28 protein-coding genes are annotated in these 25412 nt (G+C 67.9%); 16 read left to right on the forward strand and 12 right to left on the reverse strand.

All coding sequences use genetic code 11. The features are described 5' to 3' along the window. Positions 1-148: 148 nt before the first annotated feature. Positions 149-562: a GNAT family N-acetyltransferase gene (locus tag PGN12_07955; GenBank protein MEH3103826.1), complete on the reverse strand. Its 414-nt coding sequence runs from the start codon at positions 560-562 to the stop codon at positions 149-151. 213 nt (positions 563-775) lie between these two features. Then, positions 776-1261: a ClpXP protease specificity-enhancing factor SspB gene (locus tag PGN12_07960; GenBank protein ID MEH3103827.1), complete on the reverse strand. Its 486-nt coding sequence runs from the start codon at positions 1259-1261 to the stop codon at positions 776-778. A 75-nt stretch (positions 1262-1336) separates the two neighbouring features. Between PGN12_07960 and hisB the strand changes: the two genes are divergently transcribed. The 5 genes from hisB (at position 1337) to hisF (ending at position 5188) form a co-directional block, all read left to right on the forward strand. Beyond that, entirely contained in the window at positions 1337-1924 is a 588-nt protein-coding gene (hisB, locus tag PGN12_07965; protein MEH3103828.1) for an imidazoleglycerol-phosphate dehydratase HisB, read from the forward strand. A 145-nt stretch (positions 1925-2069) separates the two neighbouring features. Continuing rightward, positions 2070-2675 (forward strand): imidazole glycerol phosphate synthase subunit HisH, encoded by a 606-nt coding sequence (gene hisH / locus PGN12_07970; GenBank protein ID MEH3103829.1) that lies wholly within the window; start codon positions 2070-2072, stop codon positions 2673-2675. After that, entirely contained in the window at positions 2663-3397 is a 735-nt protein-coding gene (gene hisA, locus PGN12_07975; GenBank protein ID MEH3103830.1) for a 1-(5-phosphoribosyl)-5-[(5-phosphoribosylamino)methylideneamino]imidazole-4-carboxamide isomerase, read from the forward strand. The genes hisH and hisA overlap by 13 nt, the downstream gene beginning before the upstream one ends. Positions 3398-3402: 5 nt before the next feature. Then, positions 3403-4380 (forward strand): bile acid:sodium symporter, encoded by a 978-nt coding sequence (locus PGN12_07980; GenBank protein ID MEH3103831.1) that lies wholly within the window; start codon positions 3403-3405, stop codon positions 4378-4380. Positions 4381-4420: 40 nt separating this feature from the next. Then, positions 4421-5188, forward strand: a complete 768-nt coding sequence (gene hisF, locus PGN12_07985) for an imidazole glycerol phosphate synthase subunit HisF (protein MEH3103832.1) — start codon at positions 4421-4423, stop codon at positions 5186-5188. A gap of 100 nt (positions 5189-5288) precedes the next feature. On the opposite strand, the gene PGN12_07990 is transcribed toward hisF, so the two are convergent. Beyond that, positions 5289-5933, reverse strand: a complete 645-nt coding sequence (locus PGN12_07990; protein ID MEH3103833.1) for a DUF4375 domain-containing protein — start codon at positions 5931-5933, stop codon at positions 5289-5291. 351 nt (positions 5934-6284) lie between these two features. Beyond that, the gene (locus PGN12_07995) at positions 6285-7424 is read right to left on the reverse strand and encodes a CaiB/BaiF CoA-transferase family protein (protein MEH3103834.1); all 1140 of its coding nucleotides are present in this window, start codon (positions 7422-7424) and stop codon (positions 6285-6287) included. A gap of 214 nt (positions 7425-7638) precedes the next feature. On the opposite strand from PGN12_07995, the gene PGN12_08000 reads away from it, so the two are divergent. The 4 genes from PGN12_08000 (at position 7639) to gmk (ending at position 10888) form a co-directional block, all read left to right on the forward strand. Next, positions 7639-8745: an S-(hydroxymethyl)glutathione dehydrogenase/class III alcohol dehydrogenase gene (locus tag PGN12_08000; GenBank protein ID MEH3103835.1), complete on the forward strand. Its 1107-nt coding sequence runs from the start codon at positions 7639-7641 to the stop codon at positions 8743-8745. 14 nt (positions 8746-8759) lie between these two features. Further along, entirely contained in the window at positions 8760-9143 is a 384-nt protein-coding gene (locus PGN12_08005; protein MEH3103836.1) for a VOC family protein, read from the forward strand. A gap of 223 nt (positions 9144-9366) precedes the next feature. Further along, on the forward strand, positions 9367-10197 hold the full coding sequence (gene fghA / locus PGN12_08010) for an S-formylglutathione hydrolase (GenBank protein MEH3103837.1): 831 nt from the start codon (positions 9367-9369) through the stop codon (positions 10195-10197). 31 nt (positions 10198-10228) lie between these two features. Continuing rightward, on the forward strand, positions 10229-10888 hold the full coding sequence (gene gmk, locus PGN12_08015) for a guanylate kinase (GenBank protein MEH3103838.1): 660 nt from the start codon (positions 10229-10231) through the stop codon (positions 10886-10888). A gap of 159 nt (positions 10889-11047) precedes the next feature. Here the strand turns inward: gmk and PGN12_08020 are convergent, their stop codons facing one another. The 4 genes from PGN12_08020 to PGN12_08035 are packed head-to-tail and all read right to left on the reverse strand — an operon-like array spanning position 11048 to position 13209. Then, entirely contained in the window at positions 11048-11590 is a 543-nt protein-coding gene (locus tag PGN12_08020; protein MEH3103839.1) for a hypothetical protein, read from the reverse strand. A 40-nt stretch (positions 11591-11630) separates the two neighbouring features. Beyond that, positions 11631-12338, reverse strand: coding sequence for an ATPase (locus PGN12_08025; protein MEH3103840.1), 708 nt, complete (start codon positions 12336-12338; stop codon positions 11631-11633). Beyond that, positions 12335-12541 (reverse strand): hypothetical protein, encoded by a 207-nt coding sequence (locus PGN12_08030; protein ID MEH3103841.1) that lies wholly within the window; start codon positions 12539-12541, stop codon positions 12335-12337. The genes PGN12_08025 and PGN12_08030 overlap by 4 nt, the downstream gene beginning before the upstream one ends. Continuing rightward, positions 12538-13209, reverse strand: coding sequence for an HAD-IA family hydrolase (locus PGN12_08035; protein MEH3103842.1), 672 nt, complete (start codon positions 13207-13209; stop codon positions 12538-12540). The genes PGN12_08030 and PGN12_08035 overlap by 4 nt, the downstream gene beginning before the upstream one ends. Positions 13210-13349: 140 nt before the next feature. Between PGN12_08035 and PGN12_08040 the strand changes: the two genes are divergently transcribed. Then, on the forward strand, positions 13350-13556 hold the full coding sequence (locus PGN12_08040; GenBank protein ID MEH3103843.1) for a hypothetical protein: 207 nt from the start codon (positions 13350-13352) through the stop codon (positions 13554-13556). A 93-nt stretch (positions 13557-13649) separates the two neighbouring features. Here the strand turns inward: PGN12_08040 and PGN12_08045 are convergent, their stop codons facing one another. After that, the gene (locus tag PGN12_08045) at positions 13650-14540 is read right to left on the reverse strand and encodes a prephenate dehydratase (protein MEH3103844.1); all 891 of its coding nucleotides are present in this window, start codon (positions 14538-14540) and stop codon (positions 13650-13652) included. Between the two features lie 100 nt (positions 14541-14640). Between PGN12_08045 and PGN12_08050 the strand changes: the two genes are divergently transcribed. Continuing rightward, positions 14641-15342 (forward strand): cytochrome c family protein, encoded by a 702-nt coding sequence (locus PGN12_08050; protein MEH3103845.1) that lies wholly within the window; start codon positions 14641-14643, stop codon positions 15340-15342. Positions 15343-15813: 471 nt separating this feature from the next. Here PGN12_08050 and PGN12_08055 read toward each other — a convergent pair whose 3' ends face one another. Beyond that, a complete protein-coding gene (locus tag PGN12_08055) occupies positions 15814-16755 on the reverse strand; it encodes an Mrp/NBP35 family ATP-binding protein (GenBank protein ID MEH3103846.1) in 942 nt (313 codons plus the stop codon). Between the two features lie 71 nt (positions 16756-16826). Between PGN12_08055 and PGN12_08060 the strand changes: the two genes are divergently transcribed. The 5 genes from PGN12_08060 (at position 16827) to PGN12_08080 (ending at position 23194) form a co-directional block, all read left to right on the forward strand. Further along, positions 16827-17930, forward strand: a complete 1104-nt coding sequence (locus tag PGN12_08060) for a protease modulator HflK (protein ID MEH3103847.1) — start codon at positions 16827-16829, stop codon at positions 17928-17930. After that, a complete protein-coding gene (locus tag PGN12_08065; GenBank protein MEH3103848.1) occupies positions 17930-18805 on the forward strand; it encodes a protease modulator HflC in 876 nt (291 codons plus the stop codon). The genes PGN12_08060 and PGN12_08065 overlap by 1 nt, the downstream gene beginning before the upstream one ends. A 109-nt stretch (positions 18806-18914) precedes the next feature. After that, positions 18915-20450 (forward strand): Do family serine endopeptidase, encoded by a 1536-nt coding sequence (locus PGN12_08070; GenBank protein MEH3103849.1) that lies wholly within the window; start codon positions 18915-18917, stop codon positions 20448-20450. Between the two features lie 228 nt (positions 20451-20678). Continuing rightward, on the forward strand, positions 20679-22313 hold the full coding sequence (locus PGN12_08075; protein MEH3103850.1) for a DUF853 family protein: 1635 nt from the start codon (positions 20679-20681) through the stop codon (positions 22311-22313). 215 nt (positions 22314-22528) lie between these two features. Continuing rightward, complete coding sequence (locus tag PGN12_08080; GenBank protein ID MEH3103851.1) at positions 22529-23194, forward strand: epoxyqueuosine reductase QueH; 666 nt, start codon at positions 22529-22531, stop codon at positions 23192-23194. 114 nt (positions 23195-23308) lie between these two features. On the opposite strand, the gene PGN12_08085 is transcribed toward PGN12_08080, so the two are convergent. Both PGN12_08085 and PGN12_08090 read right to left on the reverse strand, forming a co-directional pair. Continuing rightward, a complete protein-coding gene (locus PGN12_08085) occupies positions 23309-24640 on the reverse strand; it encodes an ATP-binding protein (protein MEH3103852.1) in 1332 nt (443 codons plus the stop codon). A gap of 1 nt (position 24641) precedes the next feature. Next, on the reverse strand, positions 24642-25319 hold the full coding sequence (locus tag PGN12_08090) for a response regulator transcription factor (GenBank protein ID MEH3103853.1): 678 nt from the start codon (positions 25317-25319) through the stop codon (positions 24642-24644). Positions 25320-25412 lie beyond the last annotated feature (93 nt).

Consider the following 25412-nt stretch of genomic DNA (forward strand, 5'->3'; position numbering starts at 1 on the left):
GTCCGCCCGTACATATACCTTCGTCATTCCCGCGAAGGCGGGAAACCAGACGCGCAGGTTTTCGCAAGGGCCGCGACGTCAGAGGTTCTGGATCTCCGCCTGCGCGGGGATGACGGAAGGGGTGGCTGGGGGATGACGGGTGTGTGGCTCAGCCGATTCGCTTCGACAGGAAGAAGCGTGCCTCGCCGGGCGGGTAGTCGTCTATCTGGCCGAACACGCCGTAGCCGAGCTTCTCGTAGAAGCCGCGCGCCTGAAAGCTGAACGTGTCGAGCCAGATCCCGACGCAGCCCAGCCGCCGCGCCTCGTCCTCCGCCGCCAGCATCAGCGCGCGGCCCTGTCCCTTGCCGCGGGCGTCCGGCGGGAGCGCGAGATATTTGACGAACAGCCAGCGGTAGCTCGCCTCCGCCCACAAGCCGCCGATCGCGGTGCCGGCCTCGTCGCGCAGGACCAGCGCGACCTTGTGCCGCTCGGTCGGGCCGGCGGCGGCGTCGTTGTGGGCGGCGAGCGGCGCGAGGATCGCGTCGAGTTCGGCCTCGCCCGGATTGGGGATGTGGTCGATCATGCGGTGAACCTTTCTGTCGTCGTCCCGGACTTGATCCGGGACCCCGCTTCTTCCGATCGCGGCAGAAGCGGGACCCCGGATCAAGTCCGGGGTGACGGACCAGTTAGGCACGTCATGGGAGTAAATCCCATGACGTCGGACGCGCTTGTTGCGCGCCGGCCGTGCCCGCGCCTCGCTTCGCGACCGCGGCGCACCGGTGCGCCGCTGGCGCGGTCACTTCTTCCTCTTGAAATCCACTGCCACGACGTTCGAGCCGTCCTCGACCGGCGTCACGCTCGGACCGTCGTTCTCGGCCGGGTCGTGCGGGCCGGGGCCGTCGCCGGGGCCTTCCTGCGCCTGGAAGCGCAGCTCGAAATTGACCGTCGGGTCGTGGAAGCCGGTGATCGCCGAATAGGGAATGACCAGCTTCGACGGCACCTGGTTGAAGCTGAGGCCCACCGAGAAGCGCTCCTGATCGACCGTCAGGTCCCAGAAGCGGTTCTGAAGCACGATCGTCATCTCGTCCGGGAAACGCTCGATCAGCCGCTGCGGGATGTCGACCCCGGGTCCTTGCGTCTTGAAGGTGATGTAGAAGTGGTGCTCGCCCGGCAGACCGCCCGACTCGGCCACGGTTCCCAGCACGCGTCCCACGACCGCGCGCAGGGCTTCCTGCACGATTTCGTCGTAAGGTATCAGGCTGTCGGGCAGCATATCGCTCATGGCCGCCATGGGTAGCGCGGTGCGCGGCATGGTCAAGGTTGCTTGGAACGTCATGCGCGTTATGGACGACGCGATATGCGCACCGCCACGATCCGCCGCGACACTTCGGAGACGAAGGTCGCCGTTACCGTCAACCTCGACGGGACGGGCGTCTACGACGTGAAGACCGGCGTCGGCTTCTTCGACCATATGCTCGAACAGCTCTCGCGCCACGGGCTGATCGACCTGCACGTCCGCTGCGACGGCGACCTGCATATCGACGCGCATCACACCGTCGAGGACACCGCGCTGGCGATCGGCAGCGCGGTGGCGCAGGCGCTCGGCGACAAGCGCGGAATCCGCCGCTACGGCGACGCGCTGAGCCCGATGGACGAGACGCTGACCCGCGTCGCGCTCGATATCTCGGGGCGGCCGTGGCTGGTGTGGCGCGCGCATTTCTCGCAGGCGCGGCTGGGCGACATGGACACCGAGATGTTCCAGCATTTCTTCCACAGCTTCGCGCAGAACGCCGGGATTACGCTGCACATCGAGACGCTGTACGGCGACAACAACCATCACATCGCCGAGAGCATGTTCAAGGGGCTGGCGCGCGCGCTGCGCGCGGCGGTCGAGATCGACGCGCGCAAGGCCGATGCGATCCCCTCGACCAAGGGGATATTGTGACCTCGGGGTTCGGGACGCCGGCTCCGCGCACGACGTCACCCCGGACTGGTTCCGGGGTCCACCGTGCCGCGAACACTATGGCTGGCGTGTTTGTGGAACGGTGGATGCCGGAAAGAGTCCGGCATGACGAAGAAAGCGAGGGGGCATGACGCTCGCGCTGATCGACTATCAGGCCGGCAACCTCCACTCGGTCGAGAATGCGTTGCGCGCGGCGGGCTGCGCCGATCTGACCGTCACCGCCGACCCGGAGGTGGTGCGGCGTGCGGACCGGATCGTGCTGCCCGGTGTCGGCGCGTTCGGTTCCTGCGCGGCGAACCTGCGCGCGGTGCCGGGGATGGTCGCGGCGCTGGAGGAGCGTGCGCTGGGGCAGGGCGCGCCGTTTCTCGGCATTTGCGTCGGGATGCAATTGCTCGCCGAAACCGGTGAAGAGCTCGGCGTCCACAAGGGGCTCGGCTGGATCGCGGGCAGCGTGCGGCGGATCGACCCGGCGGGCAGCGACGCCAAAGTCCCGCACATGGGCTGGAACGACGTGGTGCCGACCGACGACCATCCGCTGATCGTCCCCGGCGAGGCCTATTTCCTCCACAGCTACGCCTTTGCCGGCGATGGCGTGGTCGCGACCACCGACCATGCCGGGTCAGTGACCGCCGCGATCGCACGCGACACGGTGCTGGGCGTGCAATTCCACCCCGAAAAGAGCCAGCGCTACGGTCTGGCGCTGCTCGAAAGGTTTCTGGCATGGCGTCCCTGATCGTCTTCCCCGCGATCGACCTCAAAGGCGGGCAGGTCGTCCGGCTCGCCGAGGGCGATATGGCGCGCGCAACCGTCTATGGCGACGATCCGGCGGCGCAGGCGCGCGCCTTCGCGGCGGCGGGGGCGACGCATCTGCACGTCGTCGATCTCGATGGCGCGTTTGCGGGCGAGAGCGTCAACGGTGAGGCGGTGCGCGGGATCGTCGCGGCCTTTCCGGGCAAGGTGCAGCTTGGCGGCGGCATCCGCACGCCCGAGGCGGTCGCGGCGTGGCTCGACCTCGGCGTCGCGCGCGTGGTGATCGGCACCGCCGCGCTCGAACAGCCGCAGTTCGTCCGCGACATGGCGGCGCGCTATCCCGGGCAGATCGTCGTCGCGGTCGACGCGCGCGACGGGATGGTCGCGACAAAGGGCTGGGCGGAGGTGTCCACCACCCGCGTCGCCGACCTCGCACGGCAATTCGAGGATGCGGGCGTCGCGGCGGTGTTGTTCACCGACGTCGGGCGTGACGGGCTGCTCAAGGGCTGCAACGTCGCCGCGACCGTCGCGCTGGCGCGTGAAGTGCGCATCCCGGTGATCGCGAGCGGCGGGGTCGCGGATATCGATGACATCCACCAGCTCGCCGCGCACGCCGATGACGGCGTCGAGGGCGTCATCACCGGGCGCGCCTTGTACGACGGGCGGCTCGACCTCGGCGACGCGCTGCGGGTGGCGGGACGCTGACTCGCGTGAGGACGGGGCGTATCGAGGCGGTGCTGGCGCGCGCCGACCGCTTCCTGCTGCTGCTGATCGCGACCGTCGCGCTCGCCGCGGTGCTGCCGGCGCGTGGGCAAGCGGCGGTGTGGGTCGAACATGGCACCACCGTCGCCGTGGCGTTGCTGTTCCTGCTGTACGGCGCGCGGCTCGCGCCGCAGGCGATCTGGGCAGGGCTGGCGCAGTGGCGGTTACAGCTTTTGGTGTTCGCCAGCACCTTCCTGCTGTTCCCGTTGATCGGGCTCGGCGTCGCGGCGGCAACGCACGCGTGGCTGCCGGCGCCGATCGTCACCGGGCTGCTGTATCTCTGTCTGCTGCCGTCGACCGTCCAGTCGTCGATCGCCTTCACCTCGATCGCGCGCGGCAACGTCCCCGCGGCGCTGTGCAGCGCGTCGCTGTCGAACCTCGTCGGCGTGGTCATCACCCCGTTGCTGGTCGCGCAACTGCTCGCGACCGCGAGCGGCGGGCTGTCGCTCGACGCGCTGCGCGACATCGCCCTCCAGATCCTGCTGCCGTTCGTCGTCGGGCAGGCGATCAGGCCGTGGGCGCAGGCGTGGCTGCTCGCGCATCCGCTGCTGACCAAGGTGGTCGATCGCGGATCGGTGCTGGTGGTCGTCTATGCCGCGTTCGGCGCCGGGGTAGTCGCGGGGCTGTGGCAGCATGTCTCGCCACTGACATTGGTGGCGATCGTGCTCGTCTCGCTGGTGATCCTCGCGATCGTGATCGGCGCGATGACGCTGGCGTCGCGCGCGCTGGGCTTTACGGTACCCGACGAGATCGCGACCGTCTTCTGCGGGTCCAAGAAGAGCATGGCGAGCGGCATCCCGATGGCGGCGATCCTGTTCCCGTCGCACAGCGTCGGGCTGGTCGTGTTGCCGCTGATGATCTTCCATCAGGTGCAATTGTTCGTCTGCGCGTGGCTGGCGCGGCGCTATGCGGAGCGGGCCGAGTGATCCGCTTGCCCCGCTGCCGCCGCGCGGGCATGAGCCGCGCATGACCGTTCGCGCCCGTGTGATCCCGTGCCTCGACGTTGCCGGCGGGCGCGTCGTCAAAGGCGTCAATTTCGTCGATCTGATCGATGCCGGCGATCCCGTCGAACAGGCGCGCGCCTATGACGCGGCGGGGGCGGACGAACTCTGCTTCCTCGACATCACCGCCAGCCATGAGGCGCGCGGCACGATCCTCGACGTCGTGCGGCGCACCGCGGCGGTGTGCTTCATGCCGCTGACCGTCGGCGGCGGGGTGCGCACCGCCGAGGATGCGCGCGCGCTGCTGCTGGCCGGCGCGGACAAGGTCGCGGTCAATTCCGCCGCGGTGGCGCGTCCCGAGGTGGTCGCCGACATCGCCGAGCGGTTCGGCAGCCAGTGCTGCGTCGCCAGCATCGACGCGCGGCGCAGCGGCGACAGCTGGGAGGTGTTCACGCACGGCGGGCGGCGCGCGACCGGGATCGACGCGGTTGAGCATGCGCTGCGGCTCGCCGAGCTGGGGGCGGGCGAGTTGCTGGTGACGTCGATGGACCGCGACGGCACGAAGGGCGGCTACGACCTCGACCTGATCCGCGCGATCGCCGACCGCACCGCGGTGCCGGTGGTGGCGAGCGGCGGGGTCGGGTCGCTGGACGATCTGGTCGCGGGGGTGGTCGAGGGGCACGCCTCGGCGGTACTGGCGGCGTCGATCTTCCACTTCGGGCAGGCGACGGTGGCGGAGGCGCATGAAGCGCTGGCGGCGGCGGGGGTGCCGGTGCGGGCGCCGTTGGGGTAGGTGCGAGGGGGCGGGGGGCGCATTAGCCGAAATGCAGTGCAGCCTCTTTTTCCGAAAACGATCGAGTATCGGGAAGCCGGATGCGGGAAGTCGGCCGTAGTTAGCGACGCCAGAGCTTATGGATCAGGGCCATCATCGACCCGTGATGTTCAGCGTGACGGCGTCTCTCGCGTGCAGCCATGCGGGCTGCGCGCAATGGAGGCTCGGGAACGATGTGCCGCAACCAATCGGTGTTGGCCGGGCCATCCGCACCATCAACAACAACCCAATTTTGCTGCAAAACCCAGGCATGAAGATGATGTAGGAGCTTGCCCTCGCTTATCTCCAACTCCGCAAACGAGTCGTCGAGGTCGTAGAATATAGTTTTCACATTCTCATTGTTGCCGCTGGCATAAAGGTCATTGATACGATCTTCATTTGTATTTGCGATCTCGATAAAGTGATTGATTAGCTTTCCATGTTGGCTCAGACCAATACGGCCAAGAAGTTCCGATCCGTTCCTCAACGCGGTTAGATCGCCATCCCTGTTCTCATAATATTGAGCATGTCCGCCATTGGCACGCTCGCCATGATAATCCCATAGCGCGGCAAACTGCATGGCGTCAGGCGGGAGCTCGTTCTCAGCCCAGCCACGTTCAAGCGCTTCTTCGATAAAGTAACCAAGCCAAAGGCAAGCCTCGCTCGGATCGGGGGAGCGTGCCTCGTGCCTCGTGATGGACAGGTGTGCGATCCGGCAATCGGACATGCTTGGTATCTCGGGCGATCTTTCGGATCACTCCCTGCCATGTCGAATGGGGACATGCCACTTGGCCGATAATTATATCGCAACCGGCGCCGGCATCATTCCCGCAAGAGAACCAATCACGGGGCTCACGCTGCGCCGGTCGCGCTGACGGATGCCTGCGGGTTTCGCTTTCCCAAAACCTGTTCCCGATTGCACTTTCCCGAAACCTCCCAAGGGACACGTGGAAACGGGAAAAATCGTGTTCAATGGACGACCGCCATCGGTAACCCGAACATCTTGCCCTGGACGCGACCGGGCATCTTTAGTTGGGACCCAATGCGATACAGAAGCGGGATGCTCCCTTCCTTTGTCTCACAGCCACGCCGCCCCAGCATGTTCCCCAAGCCGTGGGCTCGGTCGCGCCGCCACCGCGCGCTCGCCATCAAAGCGGATCGGCGAGGCGAGGCCGGGGATGCCGGCCATCGCCAGCTGCATCCCGCGCGCGATCACCTGCGGGTCGGCGAAGACCTGATCGATGCGGTTGACCGGGCCGACCGGCACCCCCGCCGCCTCCAGCGCGGCGAGCAAATCGGCGCCGCGCCACAGCACGGTGCGCGCGACCAGCAGCGGGAGCAAGGCGGCGCGGTTGGCCACGCGCGCCGGATTGGTCGCGAAGCGTGCGTCCTCGGCCAACGCCGGCACCGCCAGCACCGCGCATAGCTTCGCGAACTGGCGATCGTTGCCGACCGCGACGATCAGGTCGCCGTCGCTGGTCGGGAAGCTCTGGTACGGCGCGAGGTTCGGGTGGCCGTTGCCGACGCGCTGCGGCACCACGCCGCTCGCCATCCAGTTGAGCGCCTGATTGGCGAGCACCGCGACCTGCGTGTCGAGCAGCGCCATGTCGATATGCGTGCCGACGCCGCTCGACGCGCGTGCTACCACGGCGGCAAGGACCGCGACCGTCGCATAGACGCCGGTGAACAGGTCGGCGTGCGCGACGCCGCCCTTTTGCGGCGAGCCGTCGGGCTCGCCGGTGATCGACATCATCCCGCCCATGCCCTGGATGATGAAGTCATAGCCGGCACGCTGCGCATAGGGGCCGTCCTGCCCGAAGCCGGTGATCGAACAGACGATCAGCCGCGGATCGGCGGCGCGCAGCGCGGCGGGGTCGAGGCCGTATTTGGTCAGCCCGCCGACCTTGTAATTCTCGATCACCACGTCTGCCCCGGCGGCGAGCGCGCGCACCTGCGCCTGTCCCTCCGAGGTGGCGATGTTGATCGCCACCGAGCGCTTGCCGCGGTTGCAGGCGTGATAATAGGCGGCCGAGCCGCGCTCGCCGGGCGTGTCGGCGACGAACGGTGGGCCCCAGTGGCGGGTGTCGTCGCCCTCGCCGGGGCGCTCGACCTTGATGACGTCGGCGCCAAGGTCGGCGAGCAACTGCCCCGCCCATGGTCCGGCGAGGATGCGCGCGAGTTCGAGGACGCGCAGGCCGGCGAGGGGGCGATTGGTCATGGGTGTGGTCTAGAGCAGCGAGCGCCGAAACCAAACCGTTCGCACTGAGCTTGTCGAAGTGCGTGTTGCGGAGGGCGCGCCTTGTTCGCGTGCTTCGACAAGCTCAGCACGAACGGTGGAGCGTGTCGGCCGGACAGTCCGCGTGTAGCGAGCCTTGAAACCGTCCCTGATCGACGCCTAAGACCCCGCGCACCAGTCACGAAGAGGTTGCCCCATGAAGACCCGCGCCGCCGTCGCGTTCGAGGCGAAGAAGCCGCTAGAGATCGTTGAACTCGATCTCGAAGGTCCGAAGGCAGGTGAGGTGCTGGTCGAGATCATGGCGACCGGCATCTGCCACACCGATGCCTATACGCTCGACGGGCTCGACAGCGAGGGGTTGTTTCCCAGCGTGCTCGGCCACGAGGGTTGCGGGATTGTCCGCGAGGTCGGCGCGGGCGTGACCAGCGTCGCGCCGGGCGATCACGTCATCCCGCTCTACACGCCCGAGTGCCGCCAGTGTAAGTCGTGCCTCAGCGGCAAGACCAACCTGTGCACCGCGGTCCGCGCGACGCAAGGGAAGGGCCTGATGCCCGACGGCACGACGCGCTTCAGCTACAAGGGGCAGCCGATCTACCATTATATGGGCTGCTCGACCTTCTCGAACTTCACCGTGCTGCCGGAGATCGCGGTGGCGAAGATCCGGCCGGACGCGCCGTTCGACACCAGCTGCTATATCGGCTGCGGCGTCACCACCGGGGTCGGCGCGGTGGTCAACACCGCCAAGGTCGAGGTCGGCGCGACGGTGATCGTGTTCGGGCTCGGCGGGATCGGGCTCAACGTCATCCAGGGCGCGAGGCTGGCCGGCGCGGCGCGGATCGTCGGGGTCGACATCAACCCCGATCGCGAGGATTGGGGGCGGCAGTTCGGGATGACCGACTTCGTCAATCCGAGGGACGTCGGCGACGTCGTCCAGCATCTGGTCGCGCTGACCGATGGCGGTGGCGATTATACGTTCGATTGCACCGGCAACACCGTCGTGATGCGGCAGGCGCTGGAAAGCGCGCATCGCGGCTGGGGCGAGTCGATCGTGATCGGCGTCGCCGAGGCGGGCAAGGAGATCAGCACGCGACCGTTCCAGCTCGTCACCGGGCGCGTCTGGAAGGGCACCGCATTCGGCGGCGCGCGCGGGCGCACCGATGTGCCGAAGATCGTCGACTGGTATATGAACGGCATGATCCAGATCGATCCGATGATCACGCATCGGCTGACGCTGGACGAGATCAACAAGGGCTTTGACCTGATGCATGCCGGCGAGAGCATCCGCAGCGTCGTGGTATATTGAGGGAGGGGACGACGATGTTCAGTCATGTGATGGTCGGGTCTAACGACGTGGCGCGCTCGAAGACATTCTACGACGCGCTCTTCGCGGCGCTGGGCGGGCGCGAGGGGCGGCAGGACGACAAGGGCCGCGTCGTCTATGCGCATGACGGCGCGCTGTTCATGATCTCGCGTCCGATCGACGGCGAGCCGGCGTGCCACGCCAATGGCGGGACGATCGGTTTTCGGATGAGCGGGCCGGAGCAGGCGCAGGCGTGGCATGACGCAGGCGTCGCCCATGGTGGCACCGCGATCGAGGACGCGCCTGGGGTGCGGACCAGCCCGTTCGGGCAGCTTTACCTCGCTTATCTGCGCGATCCGGACGGCAACAAGCTGTGCGGGGCGTATCGCGTGCCGGCGTGAGCGGCGCCGTCATTGCGAGCGTAGCGAAGCAATCCAGAGTTCCGCGCGACTCACTGGATTGCTTCGCTTGCGCTCGCAATGACACCCCCGATTTCGTCGCCCCGGACTTGATCCGGGGCCCCGCTTCTCGGGGTGACCGAAGTTAAAGAGCGGGACCCCGGATCAAGTCCGGGGTGACGGATAGGGGCGATGTCCTGACAGAACGGCCTTGAAAGGATCATCCATGGAAATCGTCTCCACCGCTCGCGCGCATGGCGGGACGCAGGGCGTGTATCGCCACCGCTCGACCGCGACCGGCACCGACATGACCTTTTCGGTCTATGTCCCCGAGCACGCGGCGGGCACGACGTTGCCGGTGGTGTGGTATTTGTCGGGGCTGACCTGCACGCACGCCAATGTCACCGACAAGGGCGAGTTCCGCCGCGCCTGCGCCGAGCACGGGCTGATCTTCGTCGCGCCGGACACCAGTCCGCGCGGCGATGACGTGCCCGATGAGGATGCGTGGGATTTCGGCAAGGGCGCGGGCTTCTACGTCGACGCGACCGAGCAGCCATGGGCGACGCATTATCGCATGTGGTCCTATGTCACCGCCGAACTGCCCGCGCTGGTTGGCGAACACTTCCCCGCCGACATGGCCCGCCAGTCGATGATGGGACATTCGATGGGTGGGCACGGCGCGCTGACCGTCGCGCTTCGCCACCCGGAGCGGTTCCGCGCCGTTTCGGCCTTCGCGCCGATCGTCGCCCCGACGAAGGTGCCGTGGGGCAAGGCGCTCGACCGCTATCTCGGCGACGACGCGCCCGGCAAGCGCCGCCACGACGCGGTCGCACTGATCGAGGATGGCGCGCGCGTGCCGGAAATCCTGATCGATCAGGGTGATGCCGATTCGTTTCTCGCCGAGCAACTCCGCCCCGATCTGCTCGCCACCGCCTGCGCCGATGCCGGTATCGACCTGACGTTGCGGATGCAGCCGGGCTACGACCACAGCTATCATTTCATCTCGACCTTCATGGCCGATCATCTGGCGTGGCACGCGGCGCGGCTGCGCGCTTGACGCAAGCGGGCGGGGCGGGGCATCAGCCCCCATGCCCGATCGCCTCCCCGCCGACCCGCACCATATGAAGCGTCGCGGATTGTTGTTCGTCCTGTCCTCGCCGTCCGGCGCGGGAAAGTCGACGATCGCGCGGATGTTGCTCGCCAGCGAGCCCGAATTGTCGCTGTCGGTGTCCGCCACCACCCGCGCGATCCGCAAGGGCGAGCAGGACGGGCGCGATTACCATTTCGTCTCGCTGGAGAAATTCCGCGAGATGGTCGGCAATCACGAATTTCTCGAATGGGCGCACGTCTTCGACCAACGCTATGGCACGCCGCGCGCGCCGGTCGATGCGATGCTGTCGGACGGCAAGGACGTGCTGTTCGACATCGACTGGCAGGGCGCGCAGCAGCTCCACCAGATCGCGGGCGGCGACGTGGTGCGGGTGTTCATCCTGCCGCCATCGATGGAGGAACTGCGCCGCCGGCTGGAGGGCCGCGCCACCGATGCGCAGGAGATCATCGAGCGCCGGATGAGCCGCGCCGATGCCGAGATCAGCCATTGGGACGGCTATGATTATGTGCTGGTCAACGACGATGTCGAGAGCTGCTACGCCAAGGTGAAGACGATCCTCGCCGCCGAGCGGCTGAAGCGCTCGCGGCAGACCGGGCTGATCGGCTTCATCCGCAAGCTGCGCACACCGGCGGGGTAGGGGCGAGGACGCTCATTCGCGCGCAGGCGGGAATCCAGAATCTCTTACGGCAGTGGCTGTTGCAAAGACCTGCGCGTCTGGATTCCCGCCTGCGCGGGAATGACGGGTTTTGCGATCAATTATCGCGCTTTTCGCCGATGCGTGTTGACGGGCATGCCGTCACTGCTCCGCCGTCGCGTCCTCGACCACCGTCTCGAATACTTGCGACCGGTCCGGCCCCTCGGCGATGTGGAGCAGCACCCAGGTGTCGGCGCGCCGCGCGATGCGCACGCGGATACGGTCGTTGAACAATCCGTCTGCCAGTCCGTTCGGCGCGATCTTCCCCGAATTGAGGATCAGCGCGCCCATGTCGCGCCCGCAGGCGGGCCCGGTGCAGGCGAACACCGTCTCGAACCCGGCGGCCTTCAGCAGATCGGCATGATAACGCTCAATCTGCAGCGGGGCGGTCGCCGGCTTGATACGATAATCGATATGGGTGACGATCCCGGTGAGCAGACGACGGTTGGCGGTGTCATCCTCGGCGGCGATCGGGCCGGTCGGGATCGTCACCTCGTCCTGCGAAGGCCCCCGATAGCCGTCGATCTCCGCACCGACGTAGCGCGGAAGCAGCGGATGATCGCTCCCGTCGCTATCCTGCGCCAGTGCGGGCGCTCCTGCGATCGCTGCTGCCGCGATCATCGCCATCATTCCGCTCGCCCGCATCGTTCATCCATCCCGTCGTCGATCGTTACGGGGGTATGCCTTATTCGCGATCGTGGTCGCAACCACCGTCCAGCAACGACAGGAACCGCGCCGCCGCGTCATAGTCGCGGCGCTTGCCCTCGCGCGCCTGCGTCGCGAGCGGGTCCTCGCCCCAGCGTTCGGCCTGCCAGTTCTCGTCGACCATCGCCGCCGTCCACAGCGCGTCCGGCGTCACCGCACCCTCCGCAAGCGCCAGCGCGCCGACCAATGTGCCGGTCAGCGTCACCAGCGGCGACAGCGGCGCGAGCGCGAAGGCGTCGTGACTCGTCACCGCTTCGCCGAGCCGCGCGACGGTCGCGGGCGGCTGCGCGCGGTGCATCACGCCGGTGACGATCGCGAAATGCACGTCATAGCGGTCGCGCGCCCAGTCGAGCAGCGGGTCCCACGCCGCGGCTTGCCGGGAGACCAGCTCGGCGGGCGCGTCGGCGCGGTAGCAGAGCAGGTCGCTTTCGGCATAGGCCGCCAGCCCGGCGGCGAACGAGTCAGGTGCCGGCGCAATCCGGTCGATCGCGGCATTGGCGAGCCCGGTCAGCGGCATCGCACGCGGGTCGAGCGTCTCGCCGACCGCGCGCCATTCGTCGGCGACCGCCTCGGCCAGTGCGAGCGTCGGCAGCGCGAGCGGCGCGCGTCCCGGCGTCCGCACCGGGCGCGTGTCGAGCCGGATCGCGCGGTCGGCGTCCACCGACACCTCGGTCCAGAAACGCTTCACTTCGGGCTCCTCCAGCGCCGTGCCAGCGCGCGCGGCACGGTGGCGATCATCCACAGGGCGCTGACGACGATCGCCACCCCGAGTATTTTCGCCGGAAGCGCCTGCGCGCGCCCGAGCAACACCACCCCCAACAACGCGCCGGCGGTTCCCGCCAGCCGCGTCGCGACGATCGCTGCCCAGCGCGCGCGTGCCGGATCGCTCATGCCGCCAGACATTCCGCCAGACACCGGGGCAGGTCGGCGCAGCGCTGCGCGAGGCGCTCCGCCCCGGCCTGCCACAAGGCCGCCTCGCGGTGGTAGCCCCAATTGACGCCGATCGCGCGCGCACCCGCCGCGCGAGCCATCGCCATGTCGAAAGTGGTGTCGCCGATCATCGCGGTCATATGGGGCAGCGCGCCCGCCTCCGCCATCGCGGCGCGCAGCATCGCGGGATCGGGCTTCGACGGATGACGGTCGGCGGTCTGGAGCGTGACGAAACGGTCGGCGAGGCCATGCACCGCCAGCACATGCGCGAGGCCGCGATCCGACTTGCCGGTCGCGACGCCGAACGACCAGCCGTCCGCCGCCAGCGCGTCGAGCGCGGCGACCAACCCGTCGTACAGCGGCTCGGCGTCCAGCTCGCCGGCTTCGCGCATCCGGCGAAAGGTCGCCTTGTACGTGTCGCTGAGCGCCAGATGCGTCGCAGGGTCCAGCGCCGGGGCGAGCAATGTCATCGCCTCGACGACGCTCAACCCGACGATCGCGCGAGTCGCGGCGCGCGGCGGAGCGGGCAGTCCAAACGTCGCAAACGCGTGTTCCATGACGCGGCAGATGTTGGCTTGGCTGTCGACGAGCGTGCCGTCACAGTCGAAAACCGCGAGCTTGATGGGCATATACCGCCTGTTAGTCGGCGAAGCGTGGGAGGCAAGCGGCGAGGCGCGCGTTAACGACTTCGTGACGGACCGAAGCTATGGTTAATCGCGCACGGACGCCGGGGGGCGTGCGCAACTTTAGCTGGAGCCGAGGGCGGGTAATGATCGAAGCCGTTGCACTAACGTATGGGATGCTGTTGAGTTTCGTGCTGAGCGGTGCATCGCGCAATCGCAAGCTGGAGCGCGCCAACCCGCCGGTGCTCAATTATATCGGCTATGTGTTGTTCGGGATCACCTGCTCGGTGGCGCTGATGGCCGCCAGCTATGCGGCGTGGGGCGTCATCACCGATTCGGCCCTGGCGATCTGATCCTCGTTTCGTCATTGCGAGCGTAGCGAAGCAATCCAGCGCCGCATCAGGACGCCCTGGATGGCTTCGCTACGCTCGCAATGACGCGAGAATTCACCCCCGCTTGCGCGCCTGCGCATAGGTGCCGAGCACGCGCACCCATTTGGTGTGGAAGCCCAGTTCCTCCATCGCGCGGTCGAACGCGGGGTCGCCGGGGCGCCCCTCGATGTCGCAATAGAATTCGGTCGCCGCGAAGCTGCCGCCGCGCTGGTAGCTTTCCAGCTTGGTCATGTTGACCCCGTTGGTCGCGAACCCGCCCATCGCCTTGTAGAGCGCGGCGGGGACGTTCTTCACCGCGAAGATGAAGGTCGTCATCCACGGTCCTTCGCCCGACAGCGATCGCGCGCCGCGCGCCAGCGTGACGAAGCGCGTGGTATTGTGGTCGGCATCGGCGATGTCGGTCGCCAGCAGCTCCAGCCCGTAGATCGCCGCCGCGCCCGGCGGGGCGAGCGCTGCGACGCTCGGGTCACGCAATTCGGCGACCACTGCCGCCGCCCCGGCGGTGTCGGGGTAATTGATCGGCGCGATGCCGTGCGCCTTCAGCCAGTGGCGGCATTGCCCGAGCGCCTGCGGATGGCTCATCGCCTGCCGCACCCCGTCGCGCGGACCGCAGCCGATCAGCGCGTGGCGGATGGCGAGGAAATGCTCGCCGGTGATGACCAGCCCGGATTCGGGAAGCAGGAAATGCATGTCCGCGACGCGGCCGTGCAGCGAATTCTCTATCGGGATGATCGCGCAATCGGCCGCGCCGGTCTTCACCGCGTCCAGCGCATCCTCGAAGCTGAAGCACGGCAGCGGCAGCGCGTCGGGAAAGGCCTCCAGCACCGCGACATGGCTGTTCGCGCCCGGCGCCCCCTGAAAAGCGACCGCGCGCGCCGGGTCGGCGGCGGCGGCGGCGGCCATGGCGGCGACGATCGGACGGGCGGGGGCGGCGTAACTTTGCATGACCCGATCGCCTAGAAGAGCGTGTCGCGCCGCTCAAGCGCTTGCGGTGTGCGGGAGCCCTTTCTATGGAACGGGCACGGAAGAGGGGCGAAACGGCGACATGGACGATCGGACCAACACGATTTTCGGCTGGGCGCTGGCGGCGGCGGGGACGGCCTTGGGGCTGTCGATCGCGGGCGGCATGCTGTTTCATGGCGAGAACCCCGAGAAGAAGGGTTATGCGATCGAGGGCGTCGAGGAGGCCGGTGGCGGCGGTGGCGCGGCCGAGGTGCCGATCGCCTCGCTGCTCGGCAGCGCCGATCCGGCCAAGGGCGCCGAGGTCTTCAAGAAGTGCGCGGCCTGCCACACGATCAACCAGGGCGGCGCGAACGGGATCGGCCCGAACCTGTACGGCACGCTGGGCGAGCCGATCGGGCAGGGCAAGGGCGGCTTCGCCTTCTCCGACGCGTTGAAGAGCGTCGGCGGCAACTGGGACTTCGACAAGATGAACGCGTGGCTGACCAGCCCGCGCAAGTTCGCCAACGGCACGAAGATGACCTTCGCCGGGCTCGGCAACCCGCAGGACCGCGCGAACATCATCGCCTATCTGAACCAGCAGGGCTCAAACCTCCCGCTTCCCACCGCCCCGGCGGCAGGCGCGGCGGCACCGACCGACCCGGCGGTGGCGAACGTCACCGAGGCGACCAAGGGCGACACCGCCGACCTCGCCAACACCGGCACCCCGGCCTCGGGCGCGCCGTCGGTCGATCCCGCCGCGAAGGAAGACAAGGCGCTGGGCGCAACGCCGCCGGCAAAGCAGTAGGGTTCGGCTCGTCACGGTGAGCGTAGCGAAGCAATCCAGGGCGTCCTGATCCGGCGCTGGATAACTTCGCTACGCTCGCAATGACGGCCATTCCTTCGTCGCCTGCTTTTTCTCACGCGCGAAAGAAGAAGCGGGGCACCGGATCAGGTCCGAGGCGACATGTGAGGAGATGCTTCGCCCGCCAGACGATGATTCATTCAAGTTGAAGCGTCACCCCGGCGAAGGCCGGGGCCCAGTTGGGGGACGCTGATGATGGAGGTAGCGCCTTATTTCGCGGGCCATCCCAACTAGGCCCCGGCCTTCGCCGGGGTGACGATGGGAAAAACGGTTCAGGCCGGGTGGATCAAACATCAGGTCTGTCTCGAACCTAACCCGCTCCGTTCGTCCTGAGATTGTTGAAGGACGTGCCCAGAACGAGCGCCGTTCGCGTGACGATCGAAGCCGCGGATCAACTCCGCGGCGACATCACCATCACCCCGCCAGCCACGCCGCGACCTGCGCCGCGATCGGCGCGAACACGCGATCGTCCGCCCCCGCTGCGGGCGGTTGCCCGGCATCCGACGCCGTGCGAATCGCAATATCCAGCGGCACGCGCCCCAGAAACGCGATCCCGGCCTCGTGCGCCGCTGCCTCCGCGCCGCCGCGCCCGAACGGATCCGACACCTCGCCGCAATGCGGGCAGGCATAGCCGGCCATATTCTCGACCAGTCCGATGATCGGCACCCCCGCCTTTTCGAACAGGTCGATCGCGCGACGCGCGTCGATCAGCGCAAGGTCCTGCGGGGTCGAGACGATCACCGCGCCCGCCGGGCGGTGCTTCTGCACCATCGTCAGCTGCACGTCGCCGGTCCCGGGCGGCAGGTCGACCACCAACGTGTCGGTCGCGCCCCAGTCGGCATCAATCAACTGCCCCAACGCGCCCGCAGTCATCGGCCCGCGCCACGCGATTGCGCGGCCCGGCTCGACCAACTGCCCCATCGACAGCAACGGCACGCCATAAGGTGTCGCGACCGGCAGCAACACTTTGTCGCGCGCCTCGGGCCGCGTGCCCTCGACCGCCATCAGCCGCGGCTGCGACGGGCCGTAGATGTCGGCATCGACCAGCCCGGTACGCCGCCCCGCCTTGGCCAGCGCGATGGCGAGATTGGCGGACAGCGTCGACTTGCCGACCCCGCCCTTGCCGCTGGCGACGGCGACGATCCGGCGCGCGACGCGCTCGGCGGTGACAACGGTGCGCACCTCGTAGCCGGGCCGCGCCGCCGCCATCCGCACGCTCGCCTCCAGCGCGTCGCGCGCCGGCGTGTCGAGCCCGGCGGCGTCGATCACGACCCCGATCCGTTGGCCCTCGATTCGGACGGTCGCCCGGGTTCCGGCCACCGCGGCGACCGCCGCTGCCACATCTTTCTGGTCCATGGCGGCGATCCGTAGGCGGGTGCAGGCCGCTTGCCACTGTTTTTCGTGAACGGCGCACCTATAAAGACCATATGACCATCCTGCGACGCTGGCTCCGGCGCCCGATCATCCTTGCTGCCGACAACAATAATGGACCGTGGGGAGGCGGTGGCGACGACAGTGCCGGCCCGCGCAATCCGTGGTCGGTGCCCCCCGGCGGACGGCGCGGCGCATCGAAGCCGACCGCGCTCGACGAATTCCTCAAGAAGACGCGGGTCGGCGGCGGCGGCGGTGGCGGCGGTCGTCCGCAGCTGCCGCTCGGTACGTCGGCGCGCACCTTGTGGCTGATCGGCGTCGGCTTGCTGGTCGCGATCTGGCTGCTGCTTACCTCCATCCACCAGATCGGGCCGCAGCAGCGCGGGGTCGTCACCTATTTCGGCAAATATTCGGGGATGCTGGAGCCCGGCATCCGGGTCACCTTGCCCGCGCCGATCGTCAACGTCACCAAGGTCGACGTCGAGCAGGTGCGCACCGACGAGTTTCCGCAGGACGGCGGGGAGACGGTGCTGACCGGCGACCAGAACATCATCGATCTCGCCTATACGGTGCGCTGGCGGGTGTCCGATCCGCGCAACTACGTGTTCGAGATCAAGGATCCGCAGGAAACCGTCCGCGCGACCGCCGAGAGCGCGATGCGCGCGGTGCTCGCCACCACGCGGATGAACGACGCGATCGGCGCCGGGCGCGGGCTGATCGAGGCGCGCGTGACGCAGACGATGCAGCAGATCCTCGACAGCTATCAGGCCGGGGTGCGCGTGCAGGGCGTGTCGATCAAGCAGGCGTCGCCGCCGGCGGCGCTGGTCGACGACTTCAACGCCGTCACCGCCGCGCAGCAGGAAGCGGTCGGCAACCTCAACAACGCGCGCAGCTATTCGCAGCAGGTGATCGCGCGCGCGCAGGGCGAGGCGTCGGCCTTCGACCAGGTCTATGCGCAATATCGCCTCGCCCCCGAGGTGACGCGCCGCCGCATGTATTACGAGACGATGGAGGCCGTGCTGGCCAAGACTGACAAGACGATCGTCGAGACGCCGGGCGTGACGCCGTATCTGCCGCTCGATCGCGCGCGCAAGCTGGTCGAGCCGACGCAGGGAACCTCGACCGCGCCCGCCGCGCCGGCGCAGGGAGGGCAGCGCTGATGGGCCAGCTGACGCGTAACCCGATCGCGATCGGGATGCTGGCGCTGGTGCTGGCGATCCTTGCCGCAGCGACCTTCGCGATCGTCCCGGAGACGCAGCAGGCGGTGGTGCTGCGGCTCAACAATCCGGTGCGGCTGGTAAACCAGTGGCAGCCGGGGCAGATGATCGGCAACACCGGTGCGGGCGTGATCGCACGCGTGCCGTTCATCGACAAGATCGTGTGGGTCGACAAGCGCGTGCTCGACGCCGATCTCGACAATACGCTGGTGCTGTCGACCGATCAGCTGCGGCTCAACGTCGATGCCTATGCGCGCTTTCGGATCGTCGATCCGCTGAAGGCGGTGACCTCGACCGGCAGCACCTCGAACACCGAGGAGCGCGTCGCGGATCAGCTGCGCCCGCTGCTCGGCACCGCGCTGCGCAACGAACTCGGCAAGGTGCCGTTCGCGGTGCTGCTCAGCCCGGAACGCGGCGCGGTGATGGACGCGATCCAGAACTCGCTGCAGGGCTCGGCGCGGCAGTATGGTGCGGAGATCGTCGACGTGCGGATCAAGCATGCCGACCTGCCCGACGGCAGCCCGCTCGACAGCGCGCTCCAGCGGATGCGCACCGCACGTCAGCAGGAAGCGAACACGATCCGCGCGCAGGGGCAGAAGCAGGCGCAGATCGTCCGCGCCGAGGCCGATGCGCAGGCGGCGCGCATCTATGCCGAGGCGTTCAGCAAGGACGCTGATTTCTACGACTTCTATCGCGCGATGCAGAGCTATCGTCACACGTTCGGGGCCGATGGCAATCAGCAGCCGGAAGGTTCGACCAATATCATCATGAGCCCGAACAATGGCTATCTTCGTGCGTTCGAGGGCGGCGGTCGTTAATCGGCGATGAGCAAGGCGTTCATATTCAAACGCCGTTCATCGCGATTGCCGCACATGGGGCTGTGTATTCTTCACTTTCGGATCGGGTGACCAAGAGGACATGAAAACCGTGCGTTACGCTTACGCCCTGACCGGGGCCCTGCTGCTTGGCGGCACGGCCGCGTCGCTCGCGCTCCAGAACCCGGCCACCGCGCAGATCGCGCAGAACGAGCCGGGCGCGATCAGCGCCGCCGCGCCGCGCGCCGGCGCGCCGATGAGCTTCGCCGACATGGTCGCGAAGCTTCAGCCGGCGGTGGTCAACATCTCCACCACGCAGAAGGTGACCGTCCAGCAGCAGGCGAACCCGTTCGCGGGCACGCCGTTCGGCGACCTGTTCGGCCAGTTCGGCGGCGGTGGCGGTGGTGCCCCGGTGACGCGCGAGGGCCAGTCGCTCGGCTCGGGCTTCCTGATTTCGGCCGATGGTTATGTCGTCACCAACAACCACGTCATCGCGCCCGCGGCAAAGGGCGCGACGGTCGAGTCGATCACCGTCACGCTGCAGGACCGCAAGGAATATAAGGCCAAGCTGATCGGCCGCGATCCGACCTCGGATCTGGCGGTGCTCAAGATCACCTCGCCGACCCCGCTGCCGTTCGTGAAACTCGGCGACTCGACGCGCGCACGTGTCGGCGACTGGGTGGTCGCGATCGGTCAGCCGTTCGGGCTGGGCGGCACGGTCACCGCGGGCATCGTCTCGGCGGTGCACCGCTCGACCGGGCAGCCGGGTCCCTTCGACACGTTCATCCAAACCGACGCCGCGATCAATCAGGGCAATTCGGGTGGTCCGATGTTCAACCTGAATGGCGAAGTGATCGGCATCAACAGCCAGATCTATTCGCAGTCGGGCGGCAACATCGGCATCGGCTTCGCGATCCCCGCGACCGAGGCAAAGCCGATCCTCGCCACGCTGATGAAGGGCGAACCGGTTAAGCGCGGCTATCTGGGTGTCAGCATTCAGCGGATGACCGACGATATCGCCGGGGCGCTGGGGCTTCCCAAGGATCAGGGCGAGATCATCGGCCGCGTCGAGCCGGGCGGTCCGGGTGCGAAGGCCGGGCTGCGCGCGGGCGATGTCGTTGTCGCGATCAATGGCGAGGCGGTGACGCCGGATCGTACGCTGTCGTCGCTGGTTGCCAACGCCGCGCCGGGATCGACGATCAAGCTCGACGTGATCCGCGACGGCAAGCGCCAGTCGCTGAACGCGACCGTGGCGACGCGCCCGGCCGACGATCAGCTCGCTGCGATCAACGGCGACAATGATGGCGACGACGGCCTGCCCGAGGACGACAGCGGCGCGCAGGCGACGCCGGGGTCGAGTTCGATCGGCATCTCGGTCCAGCCGCTCACCCCGCAGATCGCGCGTTCGATCGGCGTCGACTCGACCGTGCAGGGCGTGGTCGTCGCCGGCGTCGATCTGTCGAGCGATGCCGGGCAGAAGCTGAAGCGCGGCGACGTGATTTCGGCGGTCAACTCGCAGCCGGTGCGCACCGGCGCCGATGTCGCGCGTGTCGTCGCAGCGGCCAAGGCGGCGGGCCGTCCGTCGGTGCTGCTCAGCCTGACGCGCGGTCGGACCACCGGCGTGTTCATGGCGGTGAAGATCAAGTAAGTCCTTGCCGTCGCGTCGATCATGATCGCGCCTCGCCCGAATGCCCTCCGTCATGCCGGACTTGTTCCGGCATCCACCGCACCGCGAACGCACAAGCCGTAGAGTTTGCGGAACCATGAACCCCGGAACACGTCCGGGGTGACGAATGCAGTGGCGCGACGAACAACTAGCAAAACGGGCCGTCGCATCGCATGATGCGGCGGCCCTTTTGGTTCGGGAGACAGACGCGTGGCGGACGGCGGCATCTTGATCGGCGCGGGCGAGGGCGGGGCCGATCCGCAGCGGCTCGACCTTGCGCGCGCCAACCGCCACGGCCTGATCGCCGGCGCGACCGGCACCGGCAAGACCGTGACCTTGCAGGGGATCGTCGAGGGCTTTTCGAACGCCGGGGTCGCCTGTTTCCTTGCTGACGTGAAAGGCGACTTGTCGGGGCTGGCGATGCCGGGCGCGGCAACGGCCAAGACCCACGACATCTTCGCCGCGCGCGCCGCGGAGATCGGCGTAACCGACTGGCATTATGCCGATACCCCGGTGCAATTCTGGGACCTGTTCGGCGAACAGGGGCATCCGGTCCGCACCACGATCAGCGAGATGGGGCCATTGCTGCTCGCGCGGCTGATGGGGCTGAACGCGGTGCAGGAAGGCGTGCTGACGATCGCCTTCCATGTCGCCGATGAGGAAGGCTTGCTGCTGCTCGACCTCGACGATCTGCAGGCGATGCTCGCGCATTGCGCCGAGCGCGCCGAGGAACTCACCACCCGCTACGGCAATGTCTCGAAGCAATCGGTCGGCGCGATCCAGCGCGCGCTGCTGCAATTGCGTGCGCAGGGGGCTGAGCATTTCTTCGGCGAGCCGGCGCTGGCGCTGACGGACCTGTTCGGCACCGACGACAACGGGCGCGGGCTGGTCAACATCCTCGCCGCCGACAAATTGATGGCCTCGCCGCAGCTCTATTCGACGTTCCTGCTGTGGCTGCTCGGCGAGATGTTCGAATTTCTCCCCGAGATCGGTGACGCCGACAAGCCGAAGCTGTGCTTCTTCTTCGACGAGGCGCATCTGCTGTTCGACGAGGCGCCGCCCGCGCTGCTGGACCGCATCGAGCAGGTCGTGCGGCTGATCCGCTCGAAGGGCGTCGGGGTTTATTTCATCACCCAGAACCCGATCGACGTGCCCGACAGCGTCGCGGGGCAATTGGGCAATCGCGTCCAGCACAAGCTCAGCGCCTTCACCCCGCGCGACCGCAAGGCGGTGCAGGCCGCCGCGGAGACGTTCCGCGCCAACCCCGGTGTCGATGTCGCGACCGCGATCACCGAGCTGCGGACCGGCGAGGCGTTGGTGTCGCTGCTCCAGCGCGACGGTGCGCCGTCGCCGGTGCAGCGCACGCTGATCCGTCCGCCGTCGAGCCGCGTCGGCCCGGTCACGCCCGAGGAACGTCGCGTGCTGATCCAGACCGACGCGATCGGCACCAAATACGACACATTGGTCGACCGCGAATCGGCCGAGGAGTTGCTGGGCGCCAAGACGCAGGAGGCGGCGGCCGCCGCCGCCGCCGCGCGCGCCTCGACCGACGCGGAGAAGGCCGCCGCGGCGCAGGCGAAGGAAGACGCGCGTGCGGCACGCGAGGCGGATCGCGCCGCCCGCGAGGAAGAGCGCGCGCGTCGCGCGGCGGAGCGCGAAGCGGCGAACGATCCGTGGAACCGCGCGATGACCTCCGCGTCGCGTTCGGCATCGTCGGCGGTCGGCCGCGCGGTGGCGAACGAGCTGACCAAGGCGGTTTTCGGCGGATCACGGCGGGGGAGCAGCGGCGGCGGCTTGCTGGGGCAAGTGGTGCGCGGCGTGCTCGGCGGGTTGATGCGGCGGTAGTGGGCATCCACCCCTCCCTTCAGGGGAGGGGCCGGGGGTGGGGGAGTCTCGGGCCGACGTCTCTGTGAGACATTCCCCACCCCAACCCAGTCGCAGGTAAACAATGCCCAGCATCGTTTAGGTCATGCCGGGGGCATGACCGACCTGCGACTCCTGAAGGGGAGGGGCTGCAAACCCGGCTGACCCCTCACATATTTTCCGCTAAGGCCGCGCGCATGACGACCGATTACGACCGCCCGCTGCTCACCCCGCCCGACGGGCAGAAGAAAGTGCTGCTCCATTCCTGCTGCGCGCCCTGTTCGGGCGAGGTGATGGAGGCGATGACCGCGAGCGGGATCGACTATACGATCTTCTTCTACAATCCGAACATCCACCCCAAGGAGGAATATATCCTCCGCAAGGAGGAGAATATCCGCTTCGCCGAGAAGCACGACATTCCGTTCGTCGATGCCGATTACGACACCGTCAACTGGTTCAAGCGCGCACGCGGGATGGAGTTCGAACCCGAACGCGGGCTGCGCTGTACGATGTGCTTCGACATGCGGTTCGAGCGCACCGCGCTCTATGCGCATGAGCACGGCTTCCCGGTCATCACCTCGTCGCTCGGCATCTCGCGCTGGAAGAACATGGCGCAGATCAATGATTGCGGGGAGCGCGCCGCGGCGCATTATCCCGATATCGCTTACTGGACGTTCAACTGGCGCAAGGGCGGCGGCGCGGCGCGAATGATCGAAATCTCCAAGCGCGAGCATTTCTACCAGCAGGAATATTGCGGCTGCGTCTATTCGCTGCGCGACACCAATGCACATCGCGTGTCGCAAGGCCGGGAAGAGATCAGGATCGGCGAGTTGTTCTACGGCGACGAGGTCAAGGCGGAGTAGCAACGGCGGAGCGCGTCGGGCACGTGCTTCGACAAGCTCAGCACGAACGTTGGAGATGGCCTTCCGTTCGCCCTGAGCTTGTCGAAGGGCGTGTCGTGAACGCTAACGTCGCTACTAGCCCGCCACCGGCAGCGCGATCGTCGCGCCCAGCCCCGGTCGCGCATCGTCCAGCACCAGCGTCCCGCCGTGCATCCGCGCGATCGCCTCGACCAGCGGCAGCCCCAGTCCATGGCCGGGACGATGTCGGCTCGCATCCAGCCGGCCGAAGCGCCGCAATGCCGTCGCGCGCTCCGCGGCGGGGATGCCCGGCCCATCGTCGGTCACCGTCAGCCGCATCTGCGCCGCCGCACGCGTCACCGCCACCGTCACCCGCGTTCCCGGCGGGCTGTGCGTCAGCGCATTGCCGACCAGATTGAGCGCCGCCTGCGTCAGCAATTGCCGGTCGCCCTCGATGTCACCATCTTCCGCGGCGGTCAGCGTCAACAGATGCCCGCCTTCTTCCGCGCTCGCCGCCAGCGTCTCGGTCACGTCGGCCGCGACCGCCGCCAGCGGAAAGGCGCGGAACGCCGTCCGCCGCTCGCCGCCCTCGACCTCGGAAATGCGCAGGATCGCCGAGAACATCGCCAGCAACTCGTCGCATTGCTCCAGCGCCGCCTCCAGCGCGGGCGTCGGCGTCTCCGCGACGATTAGCGCCAGCCGGCTGCGCAGCCGCGCCAGCGGGGTGCGCAAATCGTGCGCGACATCGCCGCCGACATGCCGCAGGCTCTCGACCAGCGCCGCGATCCGGTCGAGCATCCGGTTGAAGGTCGCCGCTTGCCCCGCGAACGCGCCGCTGCCCGGCTCCACCGGCACGCGCTGCGTCAGGTCGCCGTCGATGATCGCCTCGGCGGTCGTGCGCAGCTCGCCGATCCGCCGCCGCACGATCGTGCTGAACGATACTGCGCCCGCGATGACGATGAGCACGATCAACCCGAAGCCGAGCGCGTAGCTGCGCAGCCATACCGCCGCAAAGCCCTCGATCGGTTCGGTTTCGACCAGCGTCACCAGTCGCAGGCCGCCGCCGGCGTCACGACGCTGCATCCGGAACGTCGCGGCGCCGGGCAGCATGCTGTCACCGAGCGTCGAAAAGCCCGCCGGCACCGGCCCGGACACGGTGACGTTGCCGCCCAGCCGCTCGCCCCTGGCGTCGATCAGTTCGAAGCCGAGGTCGCCCGTCTCGCGCTGCGCGGACAAGGCGGCGATCCGCGACAGGATCGCGGGCGCATTGCCGCGCAGCGATTCGTCGAGCAGCGCGCGGCTGACCTCGTCGAGCCGGCGGTCGACCAATGTCTCGATCGTGTGCCGCGACGCCGAATAACTGGCATAGCCGGTCAGCGCGGTCGCCGCGCCGAACGCGCCGAGGAACAGCGCGGTCAACCGCCCGAGCGACGCCTCCAGCAGCCGCATCTCACGCGCGCAGCATGTAACCGACGCCGCGCTTGGTCGCGATCGGATCGTCGCCGCCGCCCGCGGTCAGCTTGCGGCGCAGCAGCCTTACCTGCGCGTCGACGATGTTGGTGCCCGGCTCGAAATCATAGCCCCATACGCGTTCGATCAGCATCGCGCGCGTCAGATAGCTGCCCGCGTGCCGGACCAGCTCGGTCAGCAATCCGAACTCCAGCCGCGTCAAGTCGAGCGGCTCTTCGCCGCGCCAGGCGCGATGCTGGCCGGGGCTGACGACGATATCGCCCGCCCGCAGCATGTCGCCGTCGCCGACCGCGGTCCAGCCGCGCGCGCGCAGCAAAGCGTTGAGCCGCGCCTCGATCTCCGCGGCGGGAGTCGGCTTGACGCAATAATCGTCGGCGCCCGCGGTCAGCCCGCCGATCTTCTCCGCCGAGCGCCCCAGCGCCGACAGCATCAGCACCGGCAGATTGTGCCCCGCGTCGCGCAGCCGCTCGACGACGCGCACCCCGCTCAGCTGCGGCAGCATCGAATCGAGGATCATCGCGTCGAAGGCGTCACGCTCGACCGCGGTCAGCGCGCTTGGCCCGGTCTCGGCGATCGTGACGTGATGATCGCGTTGCGCCAGTTCGGCCTGCAATGCGGTGGCATATTCGACGTCGTCCTCGACGATCAGCAGCTTCATGATCGGTTGTCGCCATGTTGATGACTGTCGCCGACACTATCGGATCGGCGCACGGACGGCTATCATGCTTGCAGCGCCAATGGCTTATCTTGC

This window comes from Sphingomonas phyllosphaerae, assembly GCA_036946405.1.
Taxonomy (GTDB): domain Bacteria; phylum Pseudomonadota; class Alphaproteobacteria; order Sphingomonadales; family Sphingomonadaceae; genus Sphingomonas; species Sphingomonas phyllosphaerae_D.